Source organism: Lentzea xerophila, from assembly GCF_051094245.1.
Classification (GTDB): Bacteria; Actinomycetota; Actinomycetes; order Mycobacteriales; family Pseudonocardiaceae; genus Lentzea; species Lentzea xerophila.
Window position 1 is genome coordinate 5,394,618 of the sequence record NZ_CP194934.1, and the last position, 25,429, is coordinate 5,420,046.

Sequence of the window (25,429 nt, forward strand, 5' to 3'; positions counted from 1 at the left end):
CCATCCATCAAATCGATCACGATCAGAAAGGGAAGAACCATGCAGAAGAGGGCACTGGTGGTCGGGCTCGGCATCGCGGGGATGTCCACGGCGATCAGCCTGCGCCGGGCGGGATGGACGCCCGTGATCATCGAACGGGCGCCCGAGCGGCGAACGGGCGGCTACTTCATCTTCCTGTTCCCGGAGGGTGTGAAGGCCACGGTCGACCTGGACATCGCCAAGCACCTGCACACCCGCAACCCGGGGAACCACCCGAACAAGCCGGGCGGGAAGACGTGGGAGATGACTCGCCGGGGCAAGCGGAAGCCGACTCTGGGATGCCTGGACGTGCCCGAGGGGCAGGCGGCGGTGCTGCGCGGGGACATCGAGGCCGCGCTGTGGCAGGGCCTCAACGGCGACGGCACCGAGGACCCGGTCGAGGTGCGGTTCGCCACCACTCCGGTCGAGTTCGACGAAGGCGCCGACGAGGTGCGGGTCCTGCTCGAGGACGCGAAGACCGGTACGCGGTACCGGGAGAGCTTCGACCTCGTCGTCGGCGCGGACGGGATGCGCTCGAGCGTGCGCCGGATGGTGTTCGGTCCCGACGAGGACTTCATGGTCAACTGGGACTCGATGATCTGTGCCTTCCAACTGAAGGAGCAGGTGCCCTCCTTCGATGAGACCGACACCATCGTCGTCGCGCGCGCCAAGCGTGCGGTGTGGGTGTTCGGCATGGCTGATCGCGCGCCCTGCGCGTGGGTCACCTACCGCACCAAAGACGTCAAGAACCAGTTCACCGGGTCGCCGGTCGAGCGGCTGCGTTCGGTCTTCGCCGGCATGGACGACCCCGTGGTGCGCCACGTCCTGGACTCCATGGAAGAGGCCCCCGAGTACGTGTTCGACTCGATCCACCAGGTGAAGATGCCGCGTTGGCGCACGCGGCGGATCGCACTGGTGGGCGACGCGGCGTGGTGCATGAACACCTACTCGGCCATGGGCTCCTCGTCGTCGCTGCGCGGCGGCGCCGCACTGGGCGCGGCTCTGCGGCAGCACCCCGACGACCTCGACGCCGGCCTGGACGCCTGGGAGACCGGCCTGCGTCCCTACATCACCAAGCAGCAGAACTCCGCACGGCAGAAGCAGCAGAGGTTCGTCCCGTCCAGCCGGCGGATGGAGGTGGTGCGCTGGGCCGTCCTCGGTCTGGCCCGCAGGATCGTCGACCGCATGCTGGCGGCGAAGGCGAAGGCCGCCATCGCGTCGCCCGCTTCGGCCTCGTCCGGCACGACGGGGTGACGAGCGGTGTCCACATCGGACGGTAGAGGCCCGCCATGACCAGGCGGGGCGCCGCGGACCTCGTCGTGGCGGCGAGACCCGCGCCCTCGTGCAGCACAGCTGCTGTCCCAGCCGCCCGACGGCCTCGGTGGTCTGCGCGTCCAGCGACTCGCAGACCACCGTGACGTCCATGTCGCGTTTGACCATCAATCCCAGGGCTGAACCGCCGACGCGGACCGGGTCACCAATTCAGCCAGTTCGGCCAATCTCAGATCGTGCGCCACCGCATCGGCCTCAGCCCGCAGAGCAGCCTGCCGCCGGAACAGTTCATCGGTATTCGCCACGCGGACAGGGCAGGACACCGTCCGTTCCGACAAATTGCCATCCACGGAGTTCGAGCGCGGCAGCTGTCACAGGACTGATTCGACCCGGCTCGAGCTGACAGCGGTCTCGGCGTCGTCCGCCGCGGAGCGCACCCGGTTCTTCGGGCCTCGCAGGGCGAGGTAGACGAACAGCACCACCATGACGGCCGCGCCGGCCCACATGGCCTGCTGCCATCCATCCACAAAGGACTCACGGGCGGCCTGGACGACCTGTGCCGCATGCGAACCCGCGCTGCCCGCGACCTCGACGGCGTTGGCGACGCCTTCCCTGGCGACATCCGCGGCCTCCTGGGGGACACCGGACAGCCTGCCGTCGATCGAGCCGCGGTAGCCGGCGGACAGGAGCGCGCCCAGCAGGGCGATACCCAGGGCGGTGCCGAACTCGCGGGTGATGTCGTTGAGCGCGGACGCGACACCCTGCTTGTCCCGCGGCAACGAGCCGGTGATGGCCTCGGTGGACGGCGTCATCGACAGGCCCATGCCGAGGCCCATGGCGACCAGGCCCGGCAGGATCGACAGGTAGCCGCCCTCGACCGAGACGAACAGCCCCATGAACGCCAGTCCCACGCCGGCCAGCGCGACGCCGGTGGTCATGGTCGCGTGGGAGCCGATGCGCTCGGCCAGTCTGGCCGCGAGGCCGGAGGTCAGCATCATCGAGATCGCCATGGGCATCAGTGCCGCCGTCGACGCCAGTCCCGACCACCCGAGCACGGCCTGGAAGAACGGGAACAGCACCACGCCGATGCCCGCCTGGACGCCGAACACCACGAGCAACGTGAGCGAGCCGCCCGCCAGGCCGCGCTCGCGGAACAGACGCACGTCCAGCAGGGAGGCGTCGCGGCGGCGCAGCTCCCAGACCACGAAACCGATGCCGGCGACGAGGCCGACGGCGAGGCTGATCAACGCCTCGGGGGCGGTCCAGCCGCGTTCGGGCCCCTCCTGCAGCGCGTAGATGAGGCCGACGACGGCGACGGTCGAGAGCAGCGCGCCGACGGTGTCGAAGGGGTGGGCCGAGCGCTCGCGGGAGTTGGGCACCGACTTCACCGTCGTCACGAACGCCACGACGATCAGCACGATCGGGAGCGCGAACAGCCAGCGCCAGTCGGCGATGTCGACCAGGACCGCGGAGAGGAACATGCCCAGGATGCCGCCGCCTCCCGCCACGGCCGTCCACACGCCGATGGCTTTGCCGCGCCGTTCCTCGGGGAAGGTGGAGGTGATGACGGCCAGGGTGATCGGCATGATGATCGCGGCGCCGACACCGCCGATCGCGCGGGCAGCGATCATGACCTCGGCGGTCGGCGCCAGTGCCGCCACCACGTTCGCGATGCCGAACAACGTGAGCCCGGCGGTCAGCATGGGCTTGCGGCCCAGGCGGTCACCGAGGGCGCCGAGCGGCAGCAGCAGCGCGGCCAGGGTCAGCGTGTAGACGTTGATGATCCAGAGAACCGTGCCGAGCGACGCCCCGAACTCGACGGCCATGTGGGTCTGCGCGACGTTGAGGCCCGAGACCGAGGCGATGACGGCCATCAACGAGATCGACACGGAGATGAGGATCGTGCGCAGCTGACGTGCGTCCGGTGTGGCAGCCCCCTGTGCGGACTGGGTGGTGGTCATCGGTTCCTCTCAGAAGGCATGGGAGATCACGGCGCCGGGCGGGGCCCGGCGCCGGAAGTGGTTGGGGGAAAAGAGGGTCAGCCGGTGGCGACGCGGTTCAGCGCCGCATCGGTGTCGGCCGTGGCGAGCAGTGAGTTGATGTGCGCGGCGGCCAGGGCACCGGCCGCGGCGGAGGCGCCGACCTGGGCGGACAGGTCGGCGGCGTTGCCGGCCACCCACACGCCGGGTACCTCGGTCGTGCCGGCCTGCGCGGAGACGAAGCAGCGGCCCATGTTGTTGGGCAGCTCCTCCATCGGCAGCTTCAGCCCGTCCAGTCCGTCGGTGCGGGCCTCCATCCGGGTGGCGACCGCGAGAACGCTCCTGGCGACGACCGAACCGTCGGCCAGGCGCAGGCCGGCGACGCTGCCGTCGTCGGTCGCCAGTACCTTTTCCACCGCGGTGTCGACGATGCGAATACCCCTGGCGGCGAAGCGTTCGCGGGTGTTCTCGTCGAGCTCGGTGCCGCGGGTGAAGTAGACGAGGTCGTCGCTCAACTGCCGGAACAGCAGGGCGTGGTGGACGGACGCGGGGCCGGTGGCGAGGACGCCGATGGCCTCGTCCCGCACCTCCCACCCGTGGCAGTACGGGCAGTGCACGACACCGTGGCCCCAGTGCCCGGCGAGCCCCGGCACGTCGGGCAGCACGTCCCGCAGACCGGTGGCCACCAGGAGCCTGCGCGCCGTGATGGTCCTGTCGTCGGCCAGGGTGACGGTGAAGCGCAGGTCGCCGTCGTCCGACGCCTCAGCGGGCTCCGCCGCGGTCACCTCACCGAAGACGACCTTGCTGCCGTAGTGGCGCACCTGCTCGCGGCCGCGGTCCAGGATCTCGGCGGGCGGCATACCGTCGAGCACGATGAAACCGTGCATGGCGTCGGCCGGTGCGTTGCGTGGTTGGCCGCTGTCGACCACGACGACGGAGCGGCGAGAGCGGGCGAGCATCAGCGCACCGTTCAGGCCGGCGGCTCCCCCGCCGATCACCACAACGTCCACGGTCTCACCGGTCAGTGCGTCGCTCGCGTACGCGGAGGTCTGTGCAGACATCTCGGCGCGTCCTTTCTGTCGTGCGTGGCCCGAGCCGTTCCGGGACCATCTGAGAACGATGGTAGGCAGGTTTTGCCGAGTTGGCATATCATCTTGCCTATGACGCAAGAAGAAGGTGCGCTGGACGGCCTCGTGCGCAAGCGGATCCGGGCGCTGCGGGTCGCACAGGGCCTGTCCCTGGAGGAACTGGCCAAGCGAGTCCACCTGGGACAGTCCTCGCTGAGCCGCATCGAGAACGGCCAGCGCCGCCTGGCACTGGACCAGCTCGTCGCACTGGCCCGCGCCCTGGACACCACCCTCGACCAGCTCGTCGAGAACGCGGCGGACGACGTCGTCATCAGCCCGATGAACCACGGCCCCGACAACCTGAGCTGGCCGATGAAGGGCGACCCGGCGATGAGCGTCATGCGCCGGCGGCTGACCGAGCCACCGCCGGACAACCCCGCCAAGATGCGCGCCCATCCCGGCAGGGAGTGGCTCGTCGTGCTGTCCGGCACCGCGACGCTGTTGCTCGGCGACCGCCGCTTCCGCGTCGAGACCAATCGTGCCGCCGAGTTCCCGACCATGATGCCGCATGCCATCGGCGCGGAGGGCCGCCCGTGCGACATCATGTTCATCTACGACCGGGACGCCCGTCGCGGACATCGCGAGAACGACGATCCCGAGGACAACGGCTCATAGCGGCACCACTGGCCTCGCGGAAACCGTTGGCGCACATGAACTGGCCGTCGGTGAAGCCGAAGTAGGCGGCGAGCTCTGCCGCCACCGACGAAATCCGAGTTCGACTCAAGTGGTTGCCCGGTGCGCAAACCGCCGGAGTGCGTTCAGTGAAGGCGTTCGTGGGTGTCCAAGTCCCAGAAATGCAGTCCGTTGCCGCTGTCACCCGAAGCGACGACGGTGCGTCCGGCGACAGCGGCGGTGGCCACGCAGGTCACGAACGCGTTGTGCCCGGCGAATTCCTCGCTGCCGGACCCGCCGGTGTCGAACGGGTTCATGACCGAGACCCAGTCCTCCGCCGCGACGAGCACGACAGTGCCACCGACGGAGCGGGCGACGGTTGCGTGCTGACTCCATCCACGTTTCTGCCGGTGCCGGGCGAGCACCGTGCGGGTGGCGATGTCGATCACCTGGACGTCGGCGGCCTCCTCCGGGAGGTAGCCCTGGCCGGCGTCGATGCCGTGGATGGCCGCGAGCCGGCCGTCCAGCATCGCGAGGGTGCCCACCGTGCACTCTTCGGGCACCGGCATGGGCTCGTACAACGGCGTGCCGGCGGCGACGTCCCACAGGGTCAGCACAGGACTGTCGTCGGCGGCGGCGATCGTCAGGGCAATCAGGCGCCCGTTCAGCACGCCGATGTCAGCGCGGCGGACCATGTCGGCGCCGGTGTGCAGTCCGGCATAGGGGCGGCCGGTCGCGGCATCCCAGCACCGGAAGACTCCGTCCCTGGTCGCGACTCCCACCACGATGCGGCCGTCCAGCTCGGCTGTGCCGATCCCGGCGATCCCGTTCCGCAGCCGCGCCAGCGGTTCGCTGCGAAGGGCGCCGGCGTGCCGGCGCAACACGACACCGCTCTCGTCGCCGGTGAGGAGCGTGTCGCCGGCGAACGCGACGTGCGTGACCGCCGCGGCGTGGTCGGTGAGCGCCGGGCCGAGTGGCCGCCCGGTGGCGGCATCCCACAGTCGCACGGTCCGGTCCGCGGCACCGGAAACGAACACCGGCCTGCCCTCCCACCGGCCGGCGGCGACGCTGTGGACGGCGGCGCTGTGCCCGTTGTCCGCCGGGGCCGCGCGCAGCCGCCACATGCGCGGCGGGCCGTTCTGCGCATGGGATACGACGACCGGTTCGCCGTTCCACTCGGTGACGTGCACGGCGGCGATGTAGTCGCCGTGGCCGCTCCACGGTCCGCCGACGCACTGCCCGGTGGCGGCGTCCCAGACCCGCACGGTGTGGTCCCAGCTGCCCGAGGCCACGACGGCACGGCCGTCCGCAGTACCGAGGGTCAGTGCCGTCAGCGCCCCGGTGTGACCGGCCAACGGCGGCACGACGGCCGCGCCGGTGGCGGGGTCGAACACGTGCACCAGCTCGTCCTTGCCGCCCGCGGCGGCGATCACCGGACGGTCGCCGATCCGGCCGGTGGCCATCTGCAGGACGGTCTGCTGGAGCCCCCGGTACGGCCGGCCCAGCGGCTCGCCGGTGGCGGCGTCCCAGAACCAGACCGCGCGGCCGATCGCCGCGGCCACCGCCGTGCGGCCGCCGATCTCGGTGAACGCCACGGTTTCCGGCTGGAGATCGCCGGCCGGCTCCAGCGAGATCTCGGCGACCGGCGCGCCGGCAGCGGGATCCCAGACACTGAGGCCGCCCCGGTCGGCGAGGAGGGCGACCACCATCCGGCCGTCCAGTTCGCCGGTCGCGAACCCGGTGATCCCGCCGGTGGACCGGTCCAGCCGGGCCACCGGAACGCCGGCCGCGACGTCCCACCAGCGCATGGGTCGCCCGCTCAGGAGGACGAGGGCGCGACCCGCGTCGTCCGTGCCGCCGATGACGCGACCCACCGGCCCGCCGTAGAACGGACTGCCGAACTCCTGTCCCGTCCGCACGTCGAACAGGCGGAGGTCTCCGTCAGAGCCGCCGATGGCGACCGTGGGACGACCGTCGACCATGCCGGTCGCTGTGCGCCACACCCCACCGCCGACCAGCGAAGTGCGCCGCATTCCCTCCGCTGACCACACCCACAGATCGGCCGCACTGCCGGAGACCGTGACCGCGAAGAACCCGTCGTCGAGGCTGCTCAGCTCCAGCCCCGCCCAGTCACCGCCGTACCCGGCGAAACAGTCCGGCAGCACCTCGCGCCCGGCGATCGGATCCCACAGCATCAACGAGCCGGACTTCCCCGATCGGCCGACGAGCAGCAGCGGCCGCCCGTCCACCAACGCCAAGCTGATCCCCCGGACGTCGTCGCCGGGCGGAACCGTCGGCAGCTCGACGCCAGCGGTCACGTCCCACAGCGAGACCTTGGTGTCGGCGTGGGAGTCGAGGAACGCGACGAGCAGCCGCCCGTCGTGTTCGACCGCCGACAGCCGGTAGACGCTCATGCAGAAGTCGCACGGCAGCGGATGCCCGAACGGTTCGCCGGTCAGCACGTCGTACAGCCGCAGCGAGCGGGCCGACTCCTCCGCCACCAGGAGCAGGCGGCCCTGGAAGGTCACCAGGTGCCGGCCGCGGAGGCGGGCGTGGCGTCCGACCAGCGCGCCGGTCTCCACGTCCCAGATCGCCAGCCCCGAACCCGTGGTGATCACCACCGGCCGGCCGCCGGCCATGGCGAGGGTCAGCGACCTGGTCTGCTGCTCCTCCCGGATCGGTACGCCGACCGGCGAGCCCGTGACCGCGTCGCGGACGACGACGGTTTTGCGCTGCGGGCCCAGCGTCGCCAGCAGGCGGCCGGCACCGAGCGCCAGCACCTCGTGCCGCTCGTAGCGCAGCAACGAGCGATCCGGCAGCACCGTGCCGGTGTCCAGGTCGACCGCTCTCACCAGACCGGAGTCGCGGCCCGAGGCCGGCAGCACCAGCACCGTGCGTCCCTCGACCGTCACCACCGCGGCGCCCGGTGTCCGGTCGATCGGACCTCGAAGGACGAGATGCGGTGCGGTGGCGGGATCTTCGGCCCACCCGGATTCCGTCGAGGGTGGCGTCAGGGCGTCCATTGGTCGTCAGGGGCGCGGTGTCCCGAAGGATCCCGGTTCCCCTCCCCCTTTCGATCCGTGCGGGCGGCTTACCGACGATCTTCCAACGAGTGACGGCCGGGAAGATTCCCATCACGTCTCGTCCCAGCTGACCGGCAGCTCGTACAGGCCGAAGATCCTGGCGTCGTTCTTGAACGGCAGCTCGTCGACGGGTGCGGCCAGGCGGGGCCCCGGCACTCGCCGGAACAGGGTGTCGAACACGATCCGCGACTCCAGCCGGGCGAGATTCTGCCCCAGGCACTGGTGGACACCGAAGCCGAACGCGATGTGCCGGCGGGCGTAGCGCTCGATGTCGAACCGGTCGCCGTCGGCGAAGACCGCCGGGTCACGGTTGGCTGCCTGGTTCAGCACGATGACCCCCTCCCCCGCGCGGATGAGCCTCCCGCCGATCTCGACATTGCTGGTCGCCTCCCTGGCCAGGGAGAAGTCGCGATCGTGAAGCACCGCAGCAGTTCCTCCACGGCCGGCAGGGTCTTGCCGGGATCGGCGCGGACGGCGGCGAGCTGGCCGGGATTCTCCAGCAGCGTCATCACGCCGAGGGAGATCATGTCGGCGGTCGTCTCGTGCCCGGCGATCAGGAGCAACATGGCGAGGGCGACCACGTCGTCCACATCGGACTGTTCGAGCTGACGGCTGATCAGGTCGTCGCCGGGGCCGGCGGCCTTGCGGGTGACGAGTGCGGTGCCACGCCGACCCCGGCGTGGCCCACGCGGTGGCCATCTGCGCCAGCCGGGTGTAGGTGGTCGTGACGCTCGCTTCGTTGTCGAACCCGAGGTCGGTGAACACGCTCGTCCGGGTGCCTGGCCCTGCCAGCTTCGCCCGGTTGCCGGTGACCGTGCGGTCCAGGGCCGCGAGCTTGCTCCTGAAGGCCGGGTCGGCGAGGTCGATGCTCCTCCTCCCGGTGAGGAGGTCGACCCACCGCCTGCGCAGCGCCGCGAAGTCCGTGGCGGCGGTCGCGGGCAAGATCCCGATCGTCTGACTGACGACCGCCGCCAGGCCGAGGATGCCCGCACCTCTCAGCACGGCGCGACGGGAATGAGCACTGTTGCCGGCCATCGACACTCCTTCCGGGTCGGAGGCGGTCAGCGAAGTGCGTCCGCACGCGATGAATCAAGCAGGATTGCCGGACGGACTGTCGCACCACGCCTGCTGAACGGCGTAGACGGCGCCTCACGCCGAGCGCCGCGGCCGGGAACCTCCACGGCCCCGCCGGTGGAGCAGTCGATCCAGCGGACCACGTCCGTGGCCCGGCAGGCGAGAACGGGTGTCGTCCAGCGCGGATCTTCGAGCGACACGCCCTCCTCTACAGCAGCTTGTCCTGCGTGATGGGCAGATCTCGGACGCGCCGGCCGGTGGCGTGGTAGATCGCGTTGCCGATGGCGGCGGGTACGCCCGTGATCGGCGTCTCGCCGAAGCCACGTGCGCCCAGCGCGGTGCTTCCGGGATCGGCTTCGTCGACGAACAGCGCTTCCAGCACGGGAGGCGCGTCCGCGCACACCGGCACCAGGTAGGTCGACAGGTTGGGGTTGACCACCCTGCCGGTGTTCCGGTCGTAGACGGTGTGCTCCATCAACGCGTGGCCGATTCCCCAGGTGACGCCGCCGAGCACCTGCCCGCGCGCGGTGCGGCGGTTCATCACCCTGCCGCAGTCGTGGGCAGTGACCACCCGCGTCACCCGGACCGATCCCAGTCGCGCGTGGACACGGACTTCCGCGAACACCACGCCGTAGGACAGGCCTGGGAGGTTCGGCCCGCTGCCCGTCGCCTCGACCGGCTCACCGGCCCTGCTCACCACAGCGCGGTAGCTGTCCCGGCGTTGCTGGTTGCGGGTGTGGATCAGGTGACCGTGCCTGGTTTCGACCTCGTCCGCCGGGACGCCGAACAACGGGGATCGCTCGTCGGCCACAGCGAGCCGCACCACCGCGTCCCGTGCGGCACTGGCTGCTCGGTCCACCGGGCCGCTGACGCTGGCGATCGTGGCCGAAGCGGCCGACAGACCGGCGGCGGGCAGCGCTGTGTCACCGATGTGCGCCTGGATGACCTCCAGTGGAACGCCCATGGCGTCGGCGACGATCTGGCTGATGATCGTGTAGGTGCCGGTGCCGATGTCCTGGGTGCCTATGCGTAGCACGACCTTGCCGTCGAGACCGACCGTGACCGAGGCAGTGGACGGCATGGCGCCGAAGGTGTGCATCTCGGTGGCCATCCCCCACCCGACGTACTCGTCGCCGTCCTTCGTCGCGCCCGGCCTGCGCTTGCGCTGCGACCAGCCGAACGCCTGGGAGGCCATGTCGTAGCACCTGAGCAGGTGTTTGCTACCGAACCGCTGACCGGTCTCCTGGTTGAACCCGGTGTGGTTGCGCCGGCGCAGTTCCAGTGGGTCCATGTCCAGTGCCCAGCTGAGTTCGTCAAGAACGGTCTCCAGTCCGAAGTGGGCTGTCATCTCCGGCGAGCGCATGTAGCTGGATGTGGCGACGTCGAGCCGCACACCCTCCTGCCTGATGTGCAGATTCGGGCAGTCGTAGAGGAAACGGGCCGTTTCGCTGGTGTTGAAGATCGACTCTTCGGTGTTGCTCAACTGAGCGGTCGTCGTGTCGAGGATGGCGGTCAGCTTCCCCTCGCGGGTGGCACCGAGCCGAAGGTGCTGACGGAACTCCGAACGGTGACCTGCCATCGTGTACATCTGGGCGCGACTGAGCACCAGCCGGACCGGGCGGCGCAGAATCCGCGCCGCCGCGGCGTTGACGATGGTGTGTGACCAGGTGGGTCCCTTCGCACCGAAGCCGCCGCCCAGATACGGGGCCACCACCCTGACGTTCTCGACCGGCAGCCCGAAGACGGTGGCGATCGTCGCCTTGGTGAAGTTCACGCCCTGCGTCGTCTCGTGCAGCGTCAACCGGTCGCCGTCCCACTGCGCCGTGGTGGCGTGCGGCTCGATCGGGTTGTGATGCCGGGTGGCGCTCGAGTAGCGCGCTTCCACGCGGACCTCCGCCCGTGCCAGCGCCGTTGTCGCGTCACCCCGCTTGAACTCGTTGGGACGGTTGCGGAACGGTGGTGGCAGGTACGGTGGCGCGGCCGCGTCGTCGATCACCACTCGTGGCCTCTCCGCGCGGTAGCGGACGGCTACCAGGGTGGCTGCCTCGTGCGCCTGCTCGACCGTGTGCGCGACCACGATCGCCACGGGCTGGCCGACGTGGTGGATCGCCGTGCCCTGCAACGGAATGAACGCCTTGGGATAGGGGAACGGCGGCACGGTCAGCCGCGGCATGTCGCGATGCGTCAGCACGGCGACCACACCCGGATGAGCCAGAGCGGCCGACGTGTCGATGTCCGTCACCTCGCCCTTCGCCACCTCGCTGGTGACCAGGAACCCGTGCAGGGCACCGGGAACCGGGTCGTCCGCCGGATACCGGGCGGCACCGGTCACCTTGGCCCTGCCGTCGACCCGCGCGACCGGGCGCCCCACCAGACCCGTCATCGAAGACCTCCCAGATCGAGCACCAACTCAGCCAGCGCACGCTGCACCAGTTCGACCTTGAACTCGTTGTCCTGTCTCGGCACGGCCTCACGCACGAGCACGCGACCGGCCTGTTCGACCCTCTCCACCGTCAGGTTCTTCCCCCGCAGTTCCGCTTCGGCCTCGGCGGAACGCCAGGGCTTGGTCGCGATCCCGCCGAACGCCAGCCTGATGTCGCGCACGAAGTGCCCGCGCAGATCCAGGGCGGCCGCGACCGAGACCACGGCGAACTCGAACGTGGCGCGGTCGCGCAACTTGAGATACCGCGACCTCGTCGCGGCCGGGTGCCGCGGCACCTCGACCGCGGTGATGAGCTCCGCCGGCCGCAGAGATGTCTCGATCTGAGGCGTGTCGCCGGGAAGGCGGTAGAACTCACCGACCGGAATCCGGCGCGCGCCACCTGGTCCGAGCACGTGGACCGACGCGTCCAGCGCCGTCAGAGCCACCGCGAGGTCGGACGGGTGGGTGGCGATGCAACTCTCGCTACCGCCCAGGACCGCGTGCCCTCGGTTCCACCCCTGCAAGGCGGAGCACCCGCTGCCGGGCACGCGCTTGTTGCACGCCGACCCGATGTCGCGGAAGTAGCCGCACCTCGTGCGCTGCAACAGGTTCCCGCCGATCGTGGCCATGTTGCGCACCTGCGGTGACGCGGATGCCAGCAGTGCCTCCGCGAGCACGGGGAAACGAGCGCGGACCGCGGGGTGTTCGGCCACCTGTCGCATCCTGGCCAGCCCGCCGATGCGCAGGCCGCTCGCGGACTCGGTGACGCGGGCCAGGTCGAGCTGGTTGACGTCGATCAGCTGCTGGTGGTGCTGCACCCCGTCCTTCATCAGGTTCAGCAGATCGGTGCCACCCGCGATGAACGCCGCTCCGGGCGTCCGGTCAGCGAGGCGGACAGCGTCGGCGGAGTCACGTGCCGAGGCATAGCCGAAGGACCTCACCGCCGCACCTCCCGTGCCGCGTCGGCCACGGCGGCGACGATGTTCTGGTAGCAGGCGCAACGACAGATGTTGCCGCTCATCCACTGCCGGATCTCTTCGTCCGACCCGGTGTGGCCTTCCCGGATGCACGCGACCGCGGACATGATCTGTCCGGACGTGCAACCACCGCACTGGAACGCGTCGCGGCGGATGAACGCCTCCTGCACGGGATGGAGGCGGTCGCCGTCGGCAAGTCCCTCGACAGTCGTGATGGCGCTGCCCTGACGCATCACCGCGAGCGTCAGGCAGGACTTGATTCGCTCCCCGTCGACGAGAACCGTGCACGCGCCGCACTCCCCGCGGTCGCAGCCCTTCTTCGTACCGGTCAGCCCCAGACGCTCACGGAGCGCGTCCAGCAGCGTGACCCTCGGCTCGACCGTGACGGCGTGCTTGCGCCCGTTGACCGACAGCGTGATCTCCATGGCCTCCGCCACGTCCCCGGCCGCCGTCGGCGCGGCCGCGACTGCGGGCGCGGGCACGAGTGTGGCGCCGGCGGCTGCCACAGCCGTGGACTTCAACACGGTCCGGCGGGTGTGGGTCGTCGCGGGGTGAGGTGACTCGGGCACCGCTCCTCCTCGATCAGATCGATGTAACACCGATACAGAAATTCGGATAACGGCACTACCCTAGCCCGCCGCTCTAACGCCGACAAGCCCGAGATGTAACATCGCTATATGGCGACTTCGACGCGAGAGCACATCCTCGAGGTGACGGCAACGCTGCTCAGCGACGTCGGGGCCGCAGCGGTGTCCGTTCGTGACGTGTGCCAGGCCGCCGGCGTCACGGCACCAACGCTGTACCACCACTTCGGAGACAAACAGGGCCTACTGGAAGCGGTTGCCGCACAAGGCTTCAAGCGCTACCTCGCCACCAAACAGAGCCACGGGCCGTCGGCTGATCCGCTGGCCGACCTCCGGGCAGGATGGGACCGGCACGTCGAGTTCGGCCTGACGCACCCGGCGTTCTACCAGCTCATGTACGGCGCCACCGGCAGCCGCTCGCACGCCGCCGAGCAACAGGGACTGCGGATCCTGCACGCCATGCTGGTTCGCCTCGCGGAGCAGGGACGCCTGTCCATGACACCCGACGAAGCGGTTCCGGTCATTCACGCCGCGTGCGTCGGAACGACGTTGACGCTGCTGTCCGACCCCGACAGCCCCGCACACCGAGGACTGTCGGAACGAGTGCGTGAAGCCATCTTCGCCGCGGTCATCACGCACCAGCACTCCGACGACGATCCGGCCACGACGCTGTCGGCGCAGGCAGGCACCTTGCTCGCGACGCTCGCCGGTCAGCACGACCTGGCCCTGTCACCGGGCGAGCGGCTTCTGCTCACGGAGTTGCTCGCCCGGTGGACCCGATGACCCCCACGCCACCGGCGAGTCGCACCCGCAGCAGTTGATCGGGCCGCGCGGCGGGATGGGATGATGTTGTCGCCGGCGTAAGCCGCAGGCGATCAGTGATCGCCTGCGGCTTCCACCTGTCCTTCGGCGCGGTGCAGCACGCAGGAACGAAGGATCTACGAGCACGGGTTTCAGCGTGCGGAATCCCTCATCGACCTGGCGGTGTGACCGGCCAGCGAGTCCGCGCCCACCTCCGCGTTGTGCGCGTGCGCCGCGTGGTGCAGGCCGAACACCGAGTCCATCCCGGCACGCAAGCCCATCAGGTCCTCGGACTGGTTGACCGCCTTCTTGGTCAGCGCCAGCCCCAGTCTGGGCATCCGGGCGATGGACTCGGCCAGAGCGTTCGTCGCCGTCACCAGGTCGGCCCTCGGCACGACCCGGTTCACCATGCCCAGCGCCAGGGCCCGGTCGGCGTCGAAGCGCTCGCCCGTGAACAGGAACTCCTTGGCGAACCTGGCGCCCATCACCCACGGGTGGGCGAAGTACTCGACGCCGGGGATGCCCATGCGCACCACCGGGTCGGCGAAGAACGCGTCGTCGGCGGCCACGATCAGGTCGCAGCACCACGCCAGCATCAGGCCACCCGCCACGCACGCGCCCTGAACCATCGCGATCGTCGGCTTCGGCAGTTCGCGCCATCGCCTGCACATGCCGAGGTACACCTCGGACTCCCGCGCGAACCGGCTGTCCACGCCCTGCTTGTCCACGTGGTCCCACCAGAGTCCGGCCCGGCGGTCGAACGTGGTGTCCACGTCCCGGCCCGGACTGCCGATGTCGTGCCCCGCGGAGAAATGATCACCCGCTCCCGCCAGCACGATCACCTTCACGGCGTCGTCGGCCGCGGCCCGGTAGAACGCGTCGTCGAGCGCGTAGGTCATCGCCGAGTTCTGGGCGTTGCGGTACTGCGGCCGGTTCATCGTGACGATGGCGATCGCGTCACGGACCTCGTAGGTCACGACTTCGGTGCTCACCCTGGCTCCTCGTCTCAACTCGCGGGTGTTCCGGTGAGGGGCAGGCCGAGGTCTCGCGCGACGACGGCGCGATGCCACGCCGCCGAGCCCCAGTCGGCGGCCAGCGCCCACGCCCGCTTCACGTACAGGTGGAGGTCGTACTCGGTGGTGTAGGCGATCGCACCGTGGCACTGGATCGTCGCCCGTGTCACCTCGCGTGCGGCGTCGGAGGCCAGCGCCTTCGCCATCGACACGTCCCGCACCCGGTCCGGGTCTCTCGACGCGAGCGAGAAACCCGCCTGTGCCACGGCGGGCGCGGCGAACTCGATGCGCAGCAGGGCGTCCGCCAGCTGGTGCTTGACCGCCTGGAAGCTGCCGATGGGTGCGCCGAACTGCCTGCGCTGGCCGACGTACTCGACAGTCATCTCCAGCATCCGCCGGGACAGCCCGATCAGCTGCGCGGACGCGCCCAGCACGCCGCGCAGCCAGGCCAGTTCGACGACGGCCGGGTCGTCCACGACGAACAGCTCGGTTTCGCCGGCGATCCGCCGGAGGTCCGCCGCCGGGTCCACCGCGTCGACGGGCTCTCGGGACGCACCCGCCAGGTCGAGCACGCGGATCGGCCCTGCACCGCCGAAACCACCGTGCAGCAGCAGGTTCGGTCGTGAGCCGAACCGGACGACGCCGTCGAACGTCACCGCACACGTCGTCTTCCCGGCCACGACGTCGGCCACCAGGTCCGAACCCAACGGCCCCGAGTGCGTCCGCCCGGCGGACTCCAGCACCGCGGGCGCGAACGCGACCGTGTCCACCAACGGCAGCGGGACCGCCGCCCACCCGCACTCCGTCATCAGCGCCACCAGGTGGTTCTCGTCCAGCCCCAGTCCCCCGGTGTCCTCGGACACCAGCAGGCCGGTGGTGCCGAGGTCGACCAGACCGCGGTGCAGGGCAGCCAGGGGGTCGGAGCCGGGCGCGGACCGGACCACCGCGGGCGAGCACAGCTCCGCCAGCAGATCGTGGACGACGGTACGCAGGTCGGACTGGTCGGCGGTCATCGCGAAGCGCACAGGGTCACCTCCTCGGCAGGCCGAGCACCCGCTCAGCGATGATGTTGCGCTGGATCTCGTTGGTGCCCGCGTAGATCGGGCCGGCCAGCGCGAACTGGAAGCCCCGGCTCCACGGGTTGTCGGTCTGTGCCGCAGGTCCCAGGAGGTCGAGGGCCGTCTCGTGCAGCATGATGTCCAACTCGGACCAGAACACCTTGTTCAGGCTCGACCGTGCCCCTGGTGCGCGACCCTCCACGAGGTCCGTGACCTGCGCGAGGGTGAACAACCGATACGCCTGCGCCTTCATCCACACGTCGGCGACCCGGTCCGACACCACGTCGGTCGCGCCTGCCCTGGCCAGGTCCACCAGCCGGTCCGCCGCCTGGAGGAACCGGCCGGGCGAGCGGAGCGTCAGACCGCGTTCCGACCCTGTGGTGGCCATCGCCACCTGCCACCCCTCGCCCACGGCACCGAGAACGGCACTGTCGGGCACGAACACGTCGTCGAAGAACACCTCGGCGAAGCCCTCGTCGCCGTCGAGCCTCTCGAAGCCGCGCACGGTCACGCCCGGCGCGTCCAGCGGCACCAGGAAGTACGTCAGCCCGCGATGCCGTTCGGCGGCCGGGTCGGAGCGGAACAGGCCGAACAGGTGGGTGCAGAACGCGCCGCGGGTCGTCCAGGTCTTCTGACCGCTCAGCCGCCACCCGCCTGCCTCGTCATCCCGCTTGGCGCGGCTGCGGATGGCCGCCAGGTCGCTGCCGGCGCCCGGTTCCGACCAGCCCTGGCACCACAGGTCCTCGGCGGCGGCCATGCGGGGCAGCAGGGTGTCGCGCTGCTCCGGGGTACCGAACTCGAACAGGGTCGGCGCGAGCAGGAAGATCCCGTTCTGGGTGACCCGCTGGGGAGCGCCCGCCCGGTAGTACTCCTCCTCGAAGATCAGCCACTCCCACAGCGACGCGTCACGGCCGCCGTACGCCTCCGGCCAGGACACCACCGACCAACGGGCGGCGAACAGCGCGCGTTCCCACTCCAGATGTGCCGCGAACCCCTCCCGGGTATCGCCCGACGGCAACGGCCGGGCGGGCACGTGCGCCGCGAGCCACTCGCGGGCCTCCGCGCGGAAAGCCTGTTCGGAGTCGGTCCACGTCAGATCCATCACGCGCTCCTGTTCCGGTGCCTGCGCAGTTCCTGACGGGCGACGGTCCGGATGTGCACCTCGTCCGGTCCGTCCGCTATGCCCAGGATCCTGGCGCTGGCCCACATGCGGGCGATCGGGAAGTCCTCGGTGACACCGCCGCCGCCGTGCGCCTGGATCGCCCTGTCCAGCACGAAGCGGGCCACCCGCGGCGCGACGACCTTGATCGCGGCGATCTCGGTGGCCGCGTCCTTCGCGCCGACCTCGTCGACCAGCCACGCGGTCTTGAGCACCAGCAGGCGCGCCTGCTCGATCGCCATGCGCGACTCGGCGATCCACGTCCGGATCACGCCCTGGTCGGACAACGGCCCCCCGAACGCCGTCCGTGCCGTCGTGCGCCGCGTCATCGACTCCAGACCGCGCTCGGCCATGCCGAGAGTGCGCATCGCGTGGTGCACCCGGCCCGGCCCGAGTCTGGCCTGGGCGATGGCGAACCCGTCGCCCTCGCCGCCGAGCAGGTTGGCGACCGGCACCCGCACGCCGGTGAACGTGATCTCGCAGTGCCCGTGCTGGTCGTGGTAGCCGAAGATGGGCAACGACCGGACGATCCGCACGCCCGGCGCGTCCGCGGGCACCAACACCATCGACTGCTGACGGTGCGCCGGCGCCGACGGGTCGACCCGGCCCATCACGACCAGCAGTGCGCACCGCGGATCGGCGGCGCCGGTCGTCCACCACTTGTGGCCGTCGATGACGTACTCGTCACCGTCGCGGACGATGGTGGTGGCGATGTTGCGAGCGTCAGATGACGCCACGGCGGGTTCCGTCATCGAGAAACCGGAGCGGATTCGCCCGTCCAGCAGTGGTTCCAGCCACTGCTCGCGCTGCTCGGCGGTCCCGAACAGGTGCAACAGCTCCATGTTCCCGGTGTCCGGCGCGGAGCAGTTCAACGCCTCCGGCGCGATGTACGGCGACCGGCCGGTGACCTCGGCCAGGTAGGCGTACTCCAAAGTGGACAGACCGGAGACGGCGGGCAGGAACAGGTTCCACAGCCCCAGTTCCCGGGCCTTCGTCTTCAGCTTTTCCACCACCGGCGGCAGCACGTGGCTGCGCGGCCCGGTGGCCTCCAGCTGGGCGGCGTAGACCGGTTCGGCCGGGTACACGTGCTCGTCCATGAAAGCACCGAGCACCTCGAGCAGCTCCCGCACTCGCGAGCTCGGACCGAGATCCATCATCGGGCTTCCCCCGTCCGCAGGACGATCTTGCCGAGCGCGCCCCGGTTCATCACCACGTCGAGCGCGGTGGCGGCGTCGGACAGCGCGTAGGCCAGGCCGACGTGGGGCCGCAGCAGCCCGGCGGAGTACCACTCCAGCAGCCGGGCCATGTTCGCCGCGTTGTCCCGCGGGTGGCGCTCCGCCCACTTGCCCCACAGCACGCCGAGCAGCGAGCCTTCCTTGAGCAGCAGGCGGTTCATCCCGACTTTCGGGATCTCGCCGGAGGCGTAGCCGACGGTCAGGTAGCGCCCGCCCCAGGCCAGCGCGCGGACCGCCGCTTCGGCCGGTGCGCCGCCGACCGGGTCGTACACGACGTCGACGCCACCGGTGATCTCCGCCAGCCGTCCGGCGAGGTCACCCGTCGAGTAGTCGATCAGCTCGTGGGCACCGTGCTCGGCGCACAGGTCCAGCTTCGCCGGACTGGACGCCGCCGCGATCACCCTGGCGCCGAGCGCCGCACCGATCTGCACGGCGGTCAGCCCCACCCCGCCCGCCGCGCCCAGCACCAGCAGGGTTTCCCCCGCGCGGAGCCCGGCCCGGTCCACCAGTCCGTGGTACGAGGTGCCGTAGACCACGGGGAAGGCGGCGGCGTGTGCGAAGTCCATGTCGTCCGGGATGGGGTGCGCCCGCTCCGCGGCGACCACGACCTGCTCGGCGTAGCCGCCCAGGCCGCAGAACACCGCGACCCGCGTGCCCGGCGTGATGCCCGTGACGCCCGCACCGGCTTCCCGCACGACACCCGCCGCCTCACAGCCAGGGGTGAACGGGAGCTCCGGCTTGCTTTGGTAGGTGCCCGCGACGATCAGGCCGTCGGGGAAGTTCACCCCGGCCGCGTGCACGTCCACCAGCACCTGGCCCGGCCCGGCGGTCAGGTCGGGCACGTCGGCCACGACCAGGTTCTCCGGGCCGCCCAGGGCGCGGCACAGCATCGTCCTCATCGCGCGTCCGGCTGGCCGAACTGGTCCCGGACGCGGTCAGCGACCCCGGACAGGTTCAGCTCGAAGGTGAAACCCTGCTCGAACCGGTAGCTCCGGTTGACGTCCCACGGATCGATCCCGTTGAGCGACTCCTTCGCCATCCGGATCACCGCGGGGTCCTTCGCGGCGATCGACCGGGCGAGCTCGAACGCGGTTTCCCGGAGCGCGGCGCGTGGCACGACCGAGTGCACCGACCCGTGGGCGTGCAGCTCGGCGGCGGTCGCGGTGGCCGACGTGTAGACCATCGCCCGCATCTTGTGCTGCGGCACGAGCCGGGACAGGTGCGTGGCCGCACCGAGCGCGCCCCGGTCCACCTCGGGCAGGCCGAAGGTGGCGTCGTCGGCCGCGACGATCACGTCCGCGTTGCCGACCAGGCCGATCCCGCCGCCCAGGCAGAACCCGTGCACCGCCGCGATCACCGGCACCGGGCACTCGTACACGGCCTTGAAAGCCGCGTGGCAGCCCCGATTCGCGCCGATCAACGCGCTGAACCCCTCGTCGCGCTGCATCTCCTTGATGTCGACGCCCGCGTTGAAGCCGCGCCCTTGCGCCCGGAGGACGACGACACGCACCGCGGGGTTCGCACCGGCGGTCACCAGCGCCTCGGCCAGAGCGAACCAGCCCTCCACCGGCAGCGCGTTCACCGGCGGGTTGTCCATCACGATCTCGGCCACGCCGTCGTCGTGCGTGGTGAGCGTGACGATGTCCGGCTCCAGCGGCGGGAACTGCTCAATCGGCATGGGGCTCTTCCTCCTGGTCCGGCACGACGAAGGTCGACCACGCGGTGACCACCGGGTCACCGTTCTGGCGTGAGCAGGTCAGTTCGACGTCGACCCGGCGTTCGCCGTCCTCGGCGTACTCGCGCACCACGTGGCCGGTGCAGGAGAGCACGTCGCCCGGCCACACCTGCGCGCGGAACCGGATGCGGAAACCGCGTACGTTCTCCGGGCCCAGCCAGGCCGTCGCGTAGGAGCCGAGCAGCCCCGCCTGCCACATGCCGACCGAGAACGGTGCCGGGAACCCGGCCGCTTTGGCGAACTCCTCGTCGTGGTGGATCGGGTTCATGTCGCCGGAGGCGCCCTGGTAACGCACGAAGTCGGTGCGGGTGACCGGGCCGACCAGCCACGGCTCCGGCGCGACGGGAACGGTCATGACTCCTCCGCCGGCGGCCGGGCGGTCTCGACCCCGGTCATCGTGGCTCGCGCGACCAGGCGGCCGGACTCGTCGCGGAAATCGGTGTGCATCACCGCGAAGGTCATCTCGCCGCCGCGCCTGCCCTGCTTGGTGAAGACCTCGCCGATGCGGGACAGACAGGTCAGCCTGGTGCCCGCGCGCGGGGGCGGCCCGAAGAAGACGTACTCCTGCTCGGCGTGCAGACCGCGCTGCTGGTCGAGCTCCACCGCCGGCCACGGGTTCGATTCGCCGGTCTGCCAGAAGAACGTCGTGGTGAGGAACGTCGGCTGGACCACCGGGTCCTCACGCTCGAGGTAGTATGGGTCGGTGCTGCCGGTGGCGATGGCGAACTCGCGGATCTTGCCCCGTTCCACGTCCATCCGGAACGGTTCGCCCTCGGTACCGGCGGCGGCTGGGTTGGCCATCCTCGGCTCTCCTCGGATCAGGGGTGCTGGCTGCTGACGGACACGACCTCGCCCGTCATGTAGGACGAGTACTCACTGGCGAGGAAGACGATGACGTTGGCGACCTCCCACGGTTGCGCGGCCCGCCCGAACGCCTCGCGGGCGGCCAGCGTGGCCAGCAGATCGTCGCTCGTCACCTTGGCCAGGTGGGGATGGACGGCGATGCTCGGCGACACCGCGTTGATGCGGACCCCGTGCGGTGCCACGTCCATGGCCGCGCACCGGGTCAGGGCCATCACGCCCGCCTTCGCCGCCGCGTAGTGCGCCTGGCCGGCCTGCGCCCTCCACCCGATGACCGACGCGTTGTTGACGATGACGCCACTTCCGGCAGGCACCATGTGCCGCAACGCCGACCGAGTCGCCTTGAACGTGGCGGTCAGGGTCACCCCCAGCACCGAGTCCCACTGCTCGTCGGTCATGTCGACGACACTGGCCGTGCCACCCAGTCCCGCGTTGTTCACCAGGACGTCCAGCGAGCCGTGCTCGGCGACCACGGCGTCCATCAGGTCGTCCAGCTGCCGCTGGTCGGTGACGTCGCACGGCACCGCCAGCGGCCGGACGCCGGTCAGCTCACCGAGCTTGTCGGCCGCTTCGCCGAGGCGTCGCTCATGCCGATCGCTGATCACGACCTTGGCACCCTCCTCGGCGGCCCGCCGTGCCGTGGCATAGCCGATGCCGGTGCCCGCCGCCGCCGTCACCAGGACCGATTTGCCTGCCAGGAGGTCGTGTGCGGGACCGGCCCAGTTCTCGTCAGACACGGGTGCGCAGCTCCTCGTCCAGTTCGGCGACCGTCCAGCGGTCGCGCTTGTCCACGGTCCAGCCGTAGCTCCACCCGGTGAACTGCCGGATCTCGCCGCCCTTGACGTAGAAGACCTGGCCATTGGCCGGGCAGGCCTCGGTGAGCAGCCACGCGACCAGCGGCGGGACGTTGCCGGGGTGGTAGACGTCGAAGGCGCCGGGGTCCTCGGGCGCGGCGAGCAACTCGCCGATGCCCGGCACGTCCTGGGTCATCCGGGTGCGGGCGACCGGTGTCAGAGCGTTGATCCGCACCCCGTAGCGGGCCAGTTCCTGCGCCAGAATCAGGGTCAGCGCGGCGATGCCCGCCTTGGCCGCGCCGTAGTTGGTCTGGCCGACGGCACCGACCAGGCCGGAAGTCGACGACACGTTGACCACCGAGGCAGCGGGCTGCCTGCCTGCCTTCGACTCGTCGCGCCAGTACCGCGCGAACACCTGGCTGGGGGCGAAGGTGGCCCCGAGCTGGCCACGGACCACCACGTTCCAGTCATCCTCGGACATGTTCACGAACATCCGGTCGCGCAGGATGCCCGCGTTGTTGACCAGCCCGTGCACGGCGCCGAACGTGGAGCGCGCCAGCTCCAGCAGCTCCACCGCGCCGGCGACGGTCGCGATGTCGGCGGTGTGGGCCACGGCCGTGCCGCCGGACGCGGTGATCTCGTCCGCCACGGCCTGGGCGACCGACGGGTCGCCGTTGCGCCCATCCGCGTCCACACCGGTGTCGTTGACGACGACGCTGGCGCCTTCGCGGGCGGCGAGCAGCGCGTATTCGCGGCCGATGCCCCGGCCCGCGCCGGTGATCACCACGACTCGATCGGCTAGTGAGGTCACCTTGGCTCCTCGTCTTTCAGGAGACGCAGGACATCGGCCGCCTGCGTCATGATCCGGTCGATCAGCTCGGCGCACGCCGGCAGGTCGTCGATCAGGCCGACCACCTGACCCGTGGCCATCACGCCGACGTCGACCTGGCCTTCCAGCAACGCGGCCCGGTAGAGCATCGGCGCGTTGGCCGCCATGACGACCTGGCTCCAGCTGAGGTCGCGGCTCTTCCGCATCGTCAGCCCCTCGCGCACCAGGTCGGCCCACGAGGTGCCGGAGACCTTGCGGAACGCGACGGCGTTGCGGGCGGCACGCAGCAGCCTGCCGGGCGCCGAGGCGCGTTCCAGCCGGTCGACGGTGCCTGCCCGGAGCACGCGTTGCGGCACGCCGTCGACCTCGTTGGTCAGCACGGTGTCGGTGACCGACTTGGACAGGTAGAACTCCTTGACCCGCTGGGCCACCGGGGACTCCGCGGTGAGCATGAACCGGGTCCCCATCGCGATGCCCGCCGCGCCATAAGCCAGCGCCGCCACCAGCCCGCGGCCGTCGAAGAACCCGCCCGCGCCGATCACCGGGATGTCCACCGCGTCCACCACCTGCGGCAGCAGCAGGCTGGTCGGCACCCCGCCGGTGTGCCCACCCCCCTCACCGCCCTGCACGATGACCGCGTCGGCGCCCCAGCCGGCGACCTTCTCCGCGTGCCGGCGCGCACCGATCGAGGACACCACCACCAGGCCCGCGTCCTTGCACTTCGCGATCAGGTCCTGGCGCGGGGCGAGGGCGAACGAGACGACCTTGACCCCCGCGCTGATCAGCAGGTCCAGCCGGCGGTCCACGTCCGGCTGGTCCGCACGGACGTTCACCCCGAACGGCTGGTCCGTGCCCGCCCGCACGGCGTCGACGGCGGTGACCAACTCGTCGTAGGACAGCAGGCCCGCCGACAGGATGCCCAGCCCGCCCGCGTTGGCGGTGGCCGTGGTCAGCGCGGCGTCCGACACGTAGCCCATCCCGGTCTGCACGATCGGGTAGCGCACGCCGAACAGGTCGCAGGCCTTGGTGTGCAGCGCGGACATCGAGCTCACCCCGCCACTTCGCGGTTCCGCGACCCGGTGGGGTCGATGAGCTCACGGATCAGCCGCAGCTCCGCCGCATCAGGTTCCCGGCTGGTCGGCACGTCGGCGTCCACGGTGAGGTGGCAGCCGGTGGCGGCGACGACCTGGTCCACCGTCACGCCGGGGTGCACCGAGACCAGCCGCAGCCTCCCGTCCTGGCCGAAGTCCAGTACCGCGAGGTCGGTGACGATCCGGCGCAGGTCGTGGAACCGCTGGGCGCCGTGTCCCGCCCGCGCCGCCCGGTCGTTGCCGACGCCCGCGACCATGTCCACCTCGGGCACGAAGACCCGGGTCGAGTGCCGGGGCACCCAGTAGCTGGTCGGGTGGCTGACCGAGTTGCCTGGCGCGCCGCGCACGCCCAGCAGCTGCACCTTGGGCTTGCGGTAGTCGCCGATCGCGGAGATGTTGGTGTTGCCGTAGCCGTCGACCTGCGACGGGATCATCATCACGTGCCGTTTGCCGTGCCAGACCAGGTCGAAGATCGTCCGGAACGGCACCCACGCCTCGACCTCGCCGCCCGCAGGCGAACCGACCGGCCAGGTGCCGCGCACCAGCTGCGACTCACCGTCGGAGATCAGCAGGTCGGGCGAGAAGGTGTGCCGGGCCAGCCGGACACCGATCTGCGGGATCGTGCCGAACGCGCTGGCGAGCAGCTCGCCGTTGTCGCGAAACACGTCCGCGCAGGCCGCGACGCACACTTCGGCGCGGGTCACGACCGTCGGGTCGATCTGTGCGGTGGTCATGCCGGCACCTCCTGGCGACGGGCCTCGACCGCCGACTGCCAATCCGATTCGCTTCCGTCGAGGTAGCGCTCGGAGAACTGCCGCCAGCTCTCCGGATCGGCCGCGGCGGCCACGTACTCCCGCTGGAAGCCCTCGTCGCGCTCGTAGTCGGGGACGCAGGAGGTGAACCGCGCGCCGCCCGGCGCCTCGACCACGCCGGTCACCAGCAGCCTGCTGATCCGGAGCGTGGCCGGGTGCGCGGTGGCGGTCAGCTCCGCCGTCGGCACGATCTTCTCGCAGGACACGAACGCCTGCTCCGCCGCCATGCAGTACAGGTCGTCGAAGTACGGGTCGGGCCCGAGGAACTGGGCGTTGCCGTGCATGTCCGCGCGGTTCATGTGCACCAGCGCCGCGTCGAGGTGCAGCGCGGGCATCGCCAGGGTCTCGTCACCGCCGTACGGGTCGGCGACCGTGCGCAGGTCCGGGTTGTGCGTCATCACGTCCGATCCCAGGCCGGCCCTGGTGGGAAGGAACGGGAGGTTGAGGCCCGCGGCGTACAGCCCCCACTGCAACATGCCCTCGTCGTACTCGGCGACCTCGATGCGGCCGGCCTGCCGCGCGGCCCGAAAGTGCGGGTCGAGCGCGATCGAGTCCAGTGAGACGAACCCGAACACCACCTTGCGCACCTTGCCCGCCGCGCACAGCAGCCCCACGTCCGGGCCGCCGTAGCTGACCACGGTCAGGTCGCGCAGGTCCGACCGGAGAATCTCGCGAACCAAGGACATCGGCTTGCGTCGCGAGCCCCACCCGCCGATCCCGATGGTCATCCCGGACCTCAGCCGGGCCACCACCTCGGCCCCTGTCATCCGTTTGTCGGCCATTTGCACCCCCGCGTTCTCATCCGCTTGGTAGCAAGCGCTTGGTTGGTTACCGTACCAGGCACGGCAACCCCGTCAAGGTCGTCGTTTGGGGCGCGGATCACAGGAGGACAC

At 70.6% G+C, this 25,429-nt stretch carries 22 protein-coding genes and 2 pseudogenes; 3 read left to right on the forward strand and 21 right to left on the reverse strand.

Going from position 1 to position 25,429, the window contains the following annotated elements; all coding sequences use genetic code 11:
• Nucleotides 1-39: 39 nt before the first annotated feature.
• Nucleotides 40-1,272 carry an FAD-dependent monooxygenase gene (locus ACRSBM_RS25815; RefSeq protein WP_434446863.1) on the forward strand — a complete coding sequence of 411 codons (1,233 nt, stop codon included), beginning with the start codon at nt 40-42 and terminating at the stop codon, nt 1,270-1,272.
• Between the two features lie 389 nt (nt 1,273-1,661).
• On the opposite strand, the gene ACRSBM_RS25820 is transcribed toward ACRSBM_RS25815, so the two are convergent.
• A complete protein-coding gene (locus ACRSBM_RS25820) occupies nt 1,662-3,251 on the reverse strand; it encodes an MFS transporter (RefSeq protein ID WP_434446865.1) in 1,590 nt (529 codons plus the stop codon).
• 77 nt (nt 3,252-3,328) lie between these two features.
• Nucleotides 3,329-4,330 (reverse strand): NAD(P)/FAD-dependent oxidoreductase, encoded by a 1,002-nt coding sequence (locus tag ACRSBM_RS25825; protein WP_434446867.1) that lies wholly within the window; start codon nt 4,328-4,330, stop codon nt 3,329-3,331.
• Between the two features lie 99 nt (nt 4,331-4,429).
• Between ACRSBM_RS25825 and ACRSBM_RS25830 the strand changes: the two genes are divergently transcribed.
• On the forward strand, nt 4,430-5,011 hold the full coding sequence (locus tag ACRSBM_RS25830; protein WP_434446869.1) for a helix-turn-helix domain-containing protein: 582 nt from the start codon (nt 4,430-4,432) through the stop codon (nt 5,009-5,011).
• Nucleotides 5,012-5,154: 143 nt separating this feature from the next.
• Here ACRSBM_RS25830 and ACRSBM_RS25835 read toward each other — a convergent pair whose 3' ends face one another.
• The 6 genes and pseudogenes from ACRSBM_RS25835 to ACRSBM_RS25860 all read right to left on the reverse strand — a co-directional run bounded on the left by ACRSBM_RS25835 (nt 5,155) and on the right by ACRSBM_RS25860 (nt 13,133).
• The gene (locus tag ACRSBM_RS25835; RefSeq protein ID WP_434446871.1) at nt 5,155-7,920 is read right to left on the reverse strand and encodes a WD40 repeat domain-containing protein; all 2,766 of its coding nucleotides are present in this window, start codon (nt 7,918-7,920) and stop codon (nt 5,155-5,157) included.
• A gap of 222 nt (nt 7,921-8,142) precedes the next feature.
• Nucleotides 8,143-8,747 (reverse strand): annotated as a pseudogene (locus ACRSBM_RS25840) (cytochrome P450); the annotation flags it as partial.
• 67 nt (nt 8,748-8,814) lie between these two features.
• Nucleotides 8,815-9,126, reverse strand: a pseudogene (locus ACRSBM_RS25845) (hypothetical protein); the annotation flags it as partial.
• 247 nt (nt 9,127-9,373) lie between these two features.
• Nucleotides 9,374-11,548 carry a xanthine dehydrogenase family protein molybdopterin-binding subunit gene (locus ACRSBM_RS25850; protein ID WP_434446873.1) on the reverse strand — a complete coding sequence of 725 codons (2,175 nt, stop codon included), beginning with the start codon at nt 11,546-11,548 and terminating at the stop codon, nt 9,374-9,376.
• Nucleotides 11,545-12,528: an FAD binding domain-containing protein gene (locus tag ACRSBM_RS25855; RefSeq protein ID WP_434446875.1), complete on the reverse strand. Its 984-nt coding sequence runs from the start codon at nt 12,526-12,528 to the stop codon at nt 11,545-11,547. Before ACRSBM_RS25855 ends, ACRSBM_RS25850 begins: the two co-directional genes overlap by 4 nt.
• On the reverse strand, nt 12,525-13,133 hold the full coding sequence (locus tag ACRSBM_RS25860; RefSeq protein ID WP_434446877.1) for a (2Fe-2S)-binding protein: 609 nt from the start codon (nt 13,131-13,133) through the stop codon (nt 12,525-12,527). Before ACRSBM_RS25860 ends, ACRSBM_RS25855 begins: the two co-directional genes overlap by 4 nt.
• A 108-nt stretch (nt 13,134-13,241) precedes the next feature.
• Between ACRSBM_RS25860 and ACRSBM_RS25865 the strand changes: the two genes are divergently transcribed.
• Nucleotides 13,242-13,931, forward strand: coding sequence for a TetR/AcrR family transcriptional regulator (locus ACRSBM_RS25865; protein ID WP_434446879.1), 690 nt, complete (start codon nt 13,242-13,244; stop codon nt 13,929-13,931).
• Nucleotides 13,932-14,101: 170 nt separating this feature from the next.
• On the opposite strand, the gene ACRSBM_RS25870 is transcribed toward ACRSBM_RS25865, so the two are convergent.
• From ACRSBM_RS25870 to ACRSBM_RS25930, 13 genes are read right to left on the reverse strand one after another with little or no spacing between them, the layout of a single operon-like run.
• On the reverse strand, nt 14,102-14,941 hold the full coding sequence (locus ACRSBM_RS25870; protein WP_434446881.1) for an enoyl-CoA hydratase: 840 nt from the start codon (nt 14,939-14,941) through the stop codon (nt 14,102-14,104).
• A 14-nt stretch (nt 14,942-14,955) separates the two neighbouring features.
• Nucleotides 14,956-15,987 carry an acyl-CoA dehydrogenase family protein gene (locus ACRSBM_RS25875; protein WP_434446883.1) on the reverse strand — a complete coding sequence of 344 codons (1,032 nt, stop codon included), beginning with the start codon at nt 15,985-15,987 and terminating at the stop codon, nt 14,956-14,958.
• Between the two features lie 4 nt (nt 15,988-15,991).
• Nucleotides 15,992-17,122, reverse strand: coding sequence for an acyl-CoA dehydrogenase family protein (locus ACRSBM_RS25880; protein ID WP_434446885.1), 1,131 nt, complete (start codon nt 17,120-17,122; stop codon nt 15,992-15,994).
• Nucleotides 17,122-18,333, reverse strand: coding sequence for an acyl-CoA dehydrogenase family protein (locus ACRSBM_RS25885; protein ID WP_434453219.1), 1,212 nt, complete (start codon nt 18,331-18,333; stop codon nt 17,122-17,124). The genes ACRSBM_RS25880 and ACRSBM_RS25885 overlap by 1 nt, the downstream gene beginning before the upstream one ends.
• Nucleotides 18,333-19,313, reverse strand: a complete 981-nt coding sequence (locus ACRSBM_RS25890; RefSeq protein WP_434446886.1) for an NADPH:quinone oxidoreductase family protein — start codon at nt 19,311-19,313, stop codon at nt 18,333-18,335. Before ACRSBM_RS25890 ends, ACRSBM_RS25885 begins: the two co-directional genes overlap by 1 nt.
• The gene (locus tag ACRSBM_RS25895) at nt 19,310-20,092 is read right to left on the reverse strand and encodes an enoyl-CoA hydratase family protein (protein WP_434446887.1); all 783 of its coding nucleotides are present in this window, start codon (nt 20,090-20,092) and stop codon (nt 19,310-19,312) included. The genes ACRSBM_RS25890 and ACRSBM_RS25895 overlap by 4 nt, the downstream gene beginning before the upstream one ends.
• Nucleotides 20,082-20,504, reverse strand: coding sequence for a MaoC/PaaZ C-terminal domain-containing protein (locus ACRSBM_RS25900; protein WP_434446888.1), 423 nt, complete (start codon nt 20,502-20,504; stop codon nt 20,082-20,084). Before ACRSBM_RS25900 ends, ACRSBM_RS25895 begins: the two co-directional genes overlap by 11 nt.
• Entirely contained in the window at nt 20,501-20,950 is a 450-nt protein-coding gene (locus tag ACRSBM_RS25905) for an FAS1-like dehydratase domain-containing protein (RefSeq protein ID WP_434446890.1), read from the reverse strand. Before ACRSBM_RS25905 ends, ACRSBM_RS25900 begins: the two co-directional genes overlap by 4 nt.
• Nucleotides 20,951-20,967: 17 nt before the next feature.
• Nucleotides 20,968-21,747 (reverse strand): SDR family oxidoreductase, encoded by a 780-nt coding sequence (locus tag ACRSBM_RS25910; protein ID WP_434446892.1) that lies wholly within the window; start codon nt 21,745-21,747, stop codon nt 20,968-20,970.
• Complete coding sequence (locus tag ACRSBM_RS25915) at nt 21,740-22,615, reverse strand: SDR family NAD(P)-dependent oxidoreductase (protein ID WP_434446894.1); 876 nt, start codon at nt 22,613-22,615, stop codon at nt 21,740-21,742. Before ACRSBM_RS25915 ends, ACRSBM_RS25910 begins: the two co-directional genes overlap by 8 nt.
• On the reverse strand, nt 22,612-23,667 hold the full coding sequence (locus ACRSBM_RS25920) for an NAD(P)H-dependent flavin oxidoreductase (RefSeq protein WP_434453221.1): 1,056 nt from the start codon (nt 23,665-23,667) through the stop codon (nt 22,612-22,614). Before ACRSBM_RS25920 ends, ACRSBM_RS25915 begins: the two co-directional genes overlap by 4 nt.
• A gap of 14 nt (nt 23,668-23,681) precedes the next feature.
• Nucleotides 23,682-24,458 (reverse strand): CoA-transferase subunit beta, encoded by a 777-nt coding sequence (locus tag ACRSBM_RS25925; RefSeq protein ID WP_434446896.1) that lies wholly within the window; start codon nt 24,456-24,458, stop codon nt 23,682-23,684.
• Nucleotides 24,455-25,318, reverse strand: a complete 864-nt coding sequence (locus ACRSBM_RS25930) for a CoA transferase subunit A (RefSeq protein WP_434446898.1) — start codon at nt 25,316-25,318, stop codon at nt 24,455-24,457. Before ACRSBM_RS25930 ends, ACRSBM_RS25925 begins: the two co-directional genes overlap by 4 nt.
• Between the last annotated feature and the right edge of the window lie 111 nt (nt 25,319-25,429).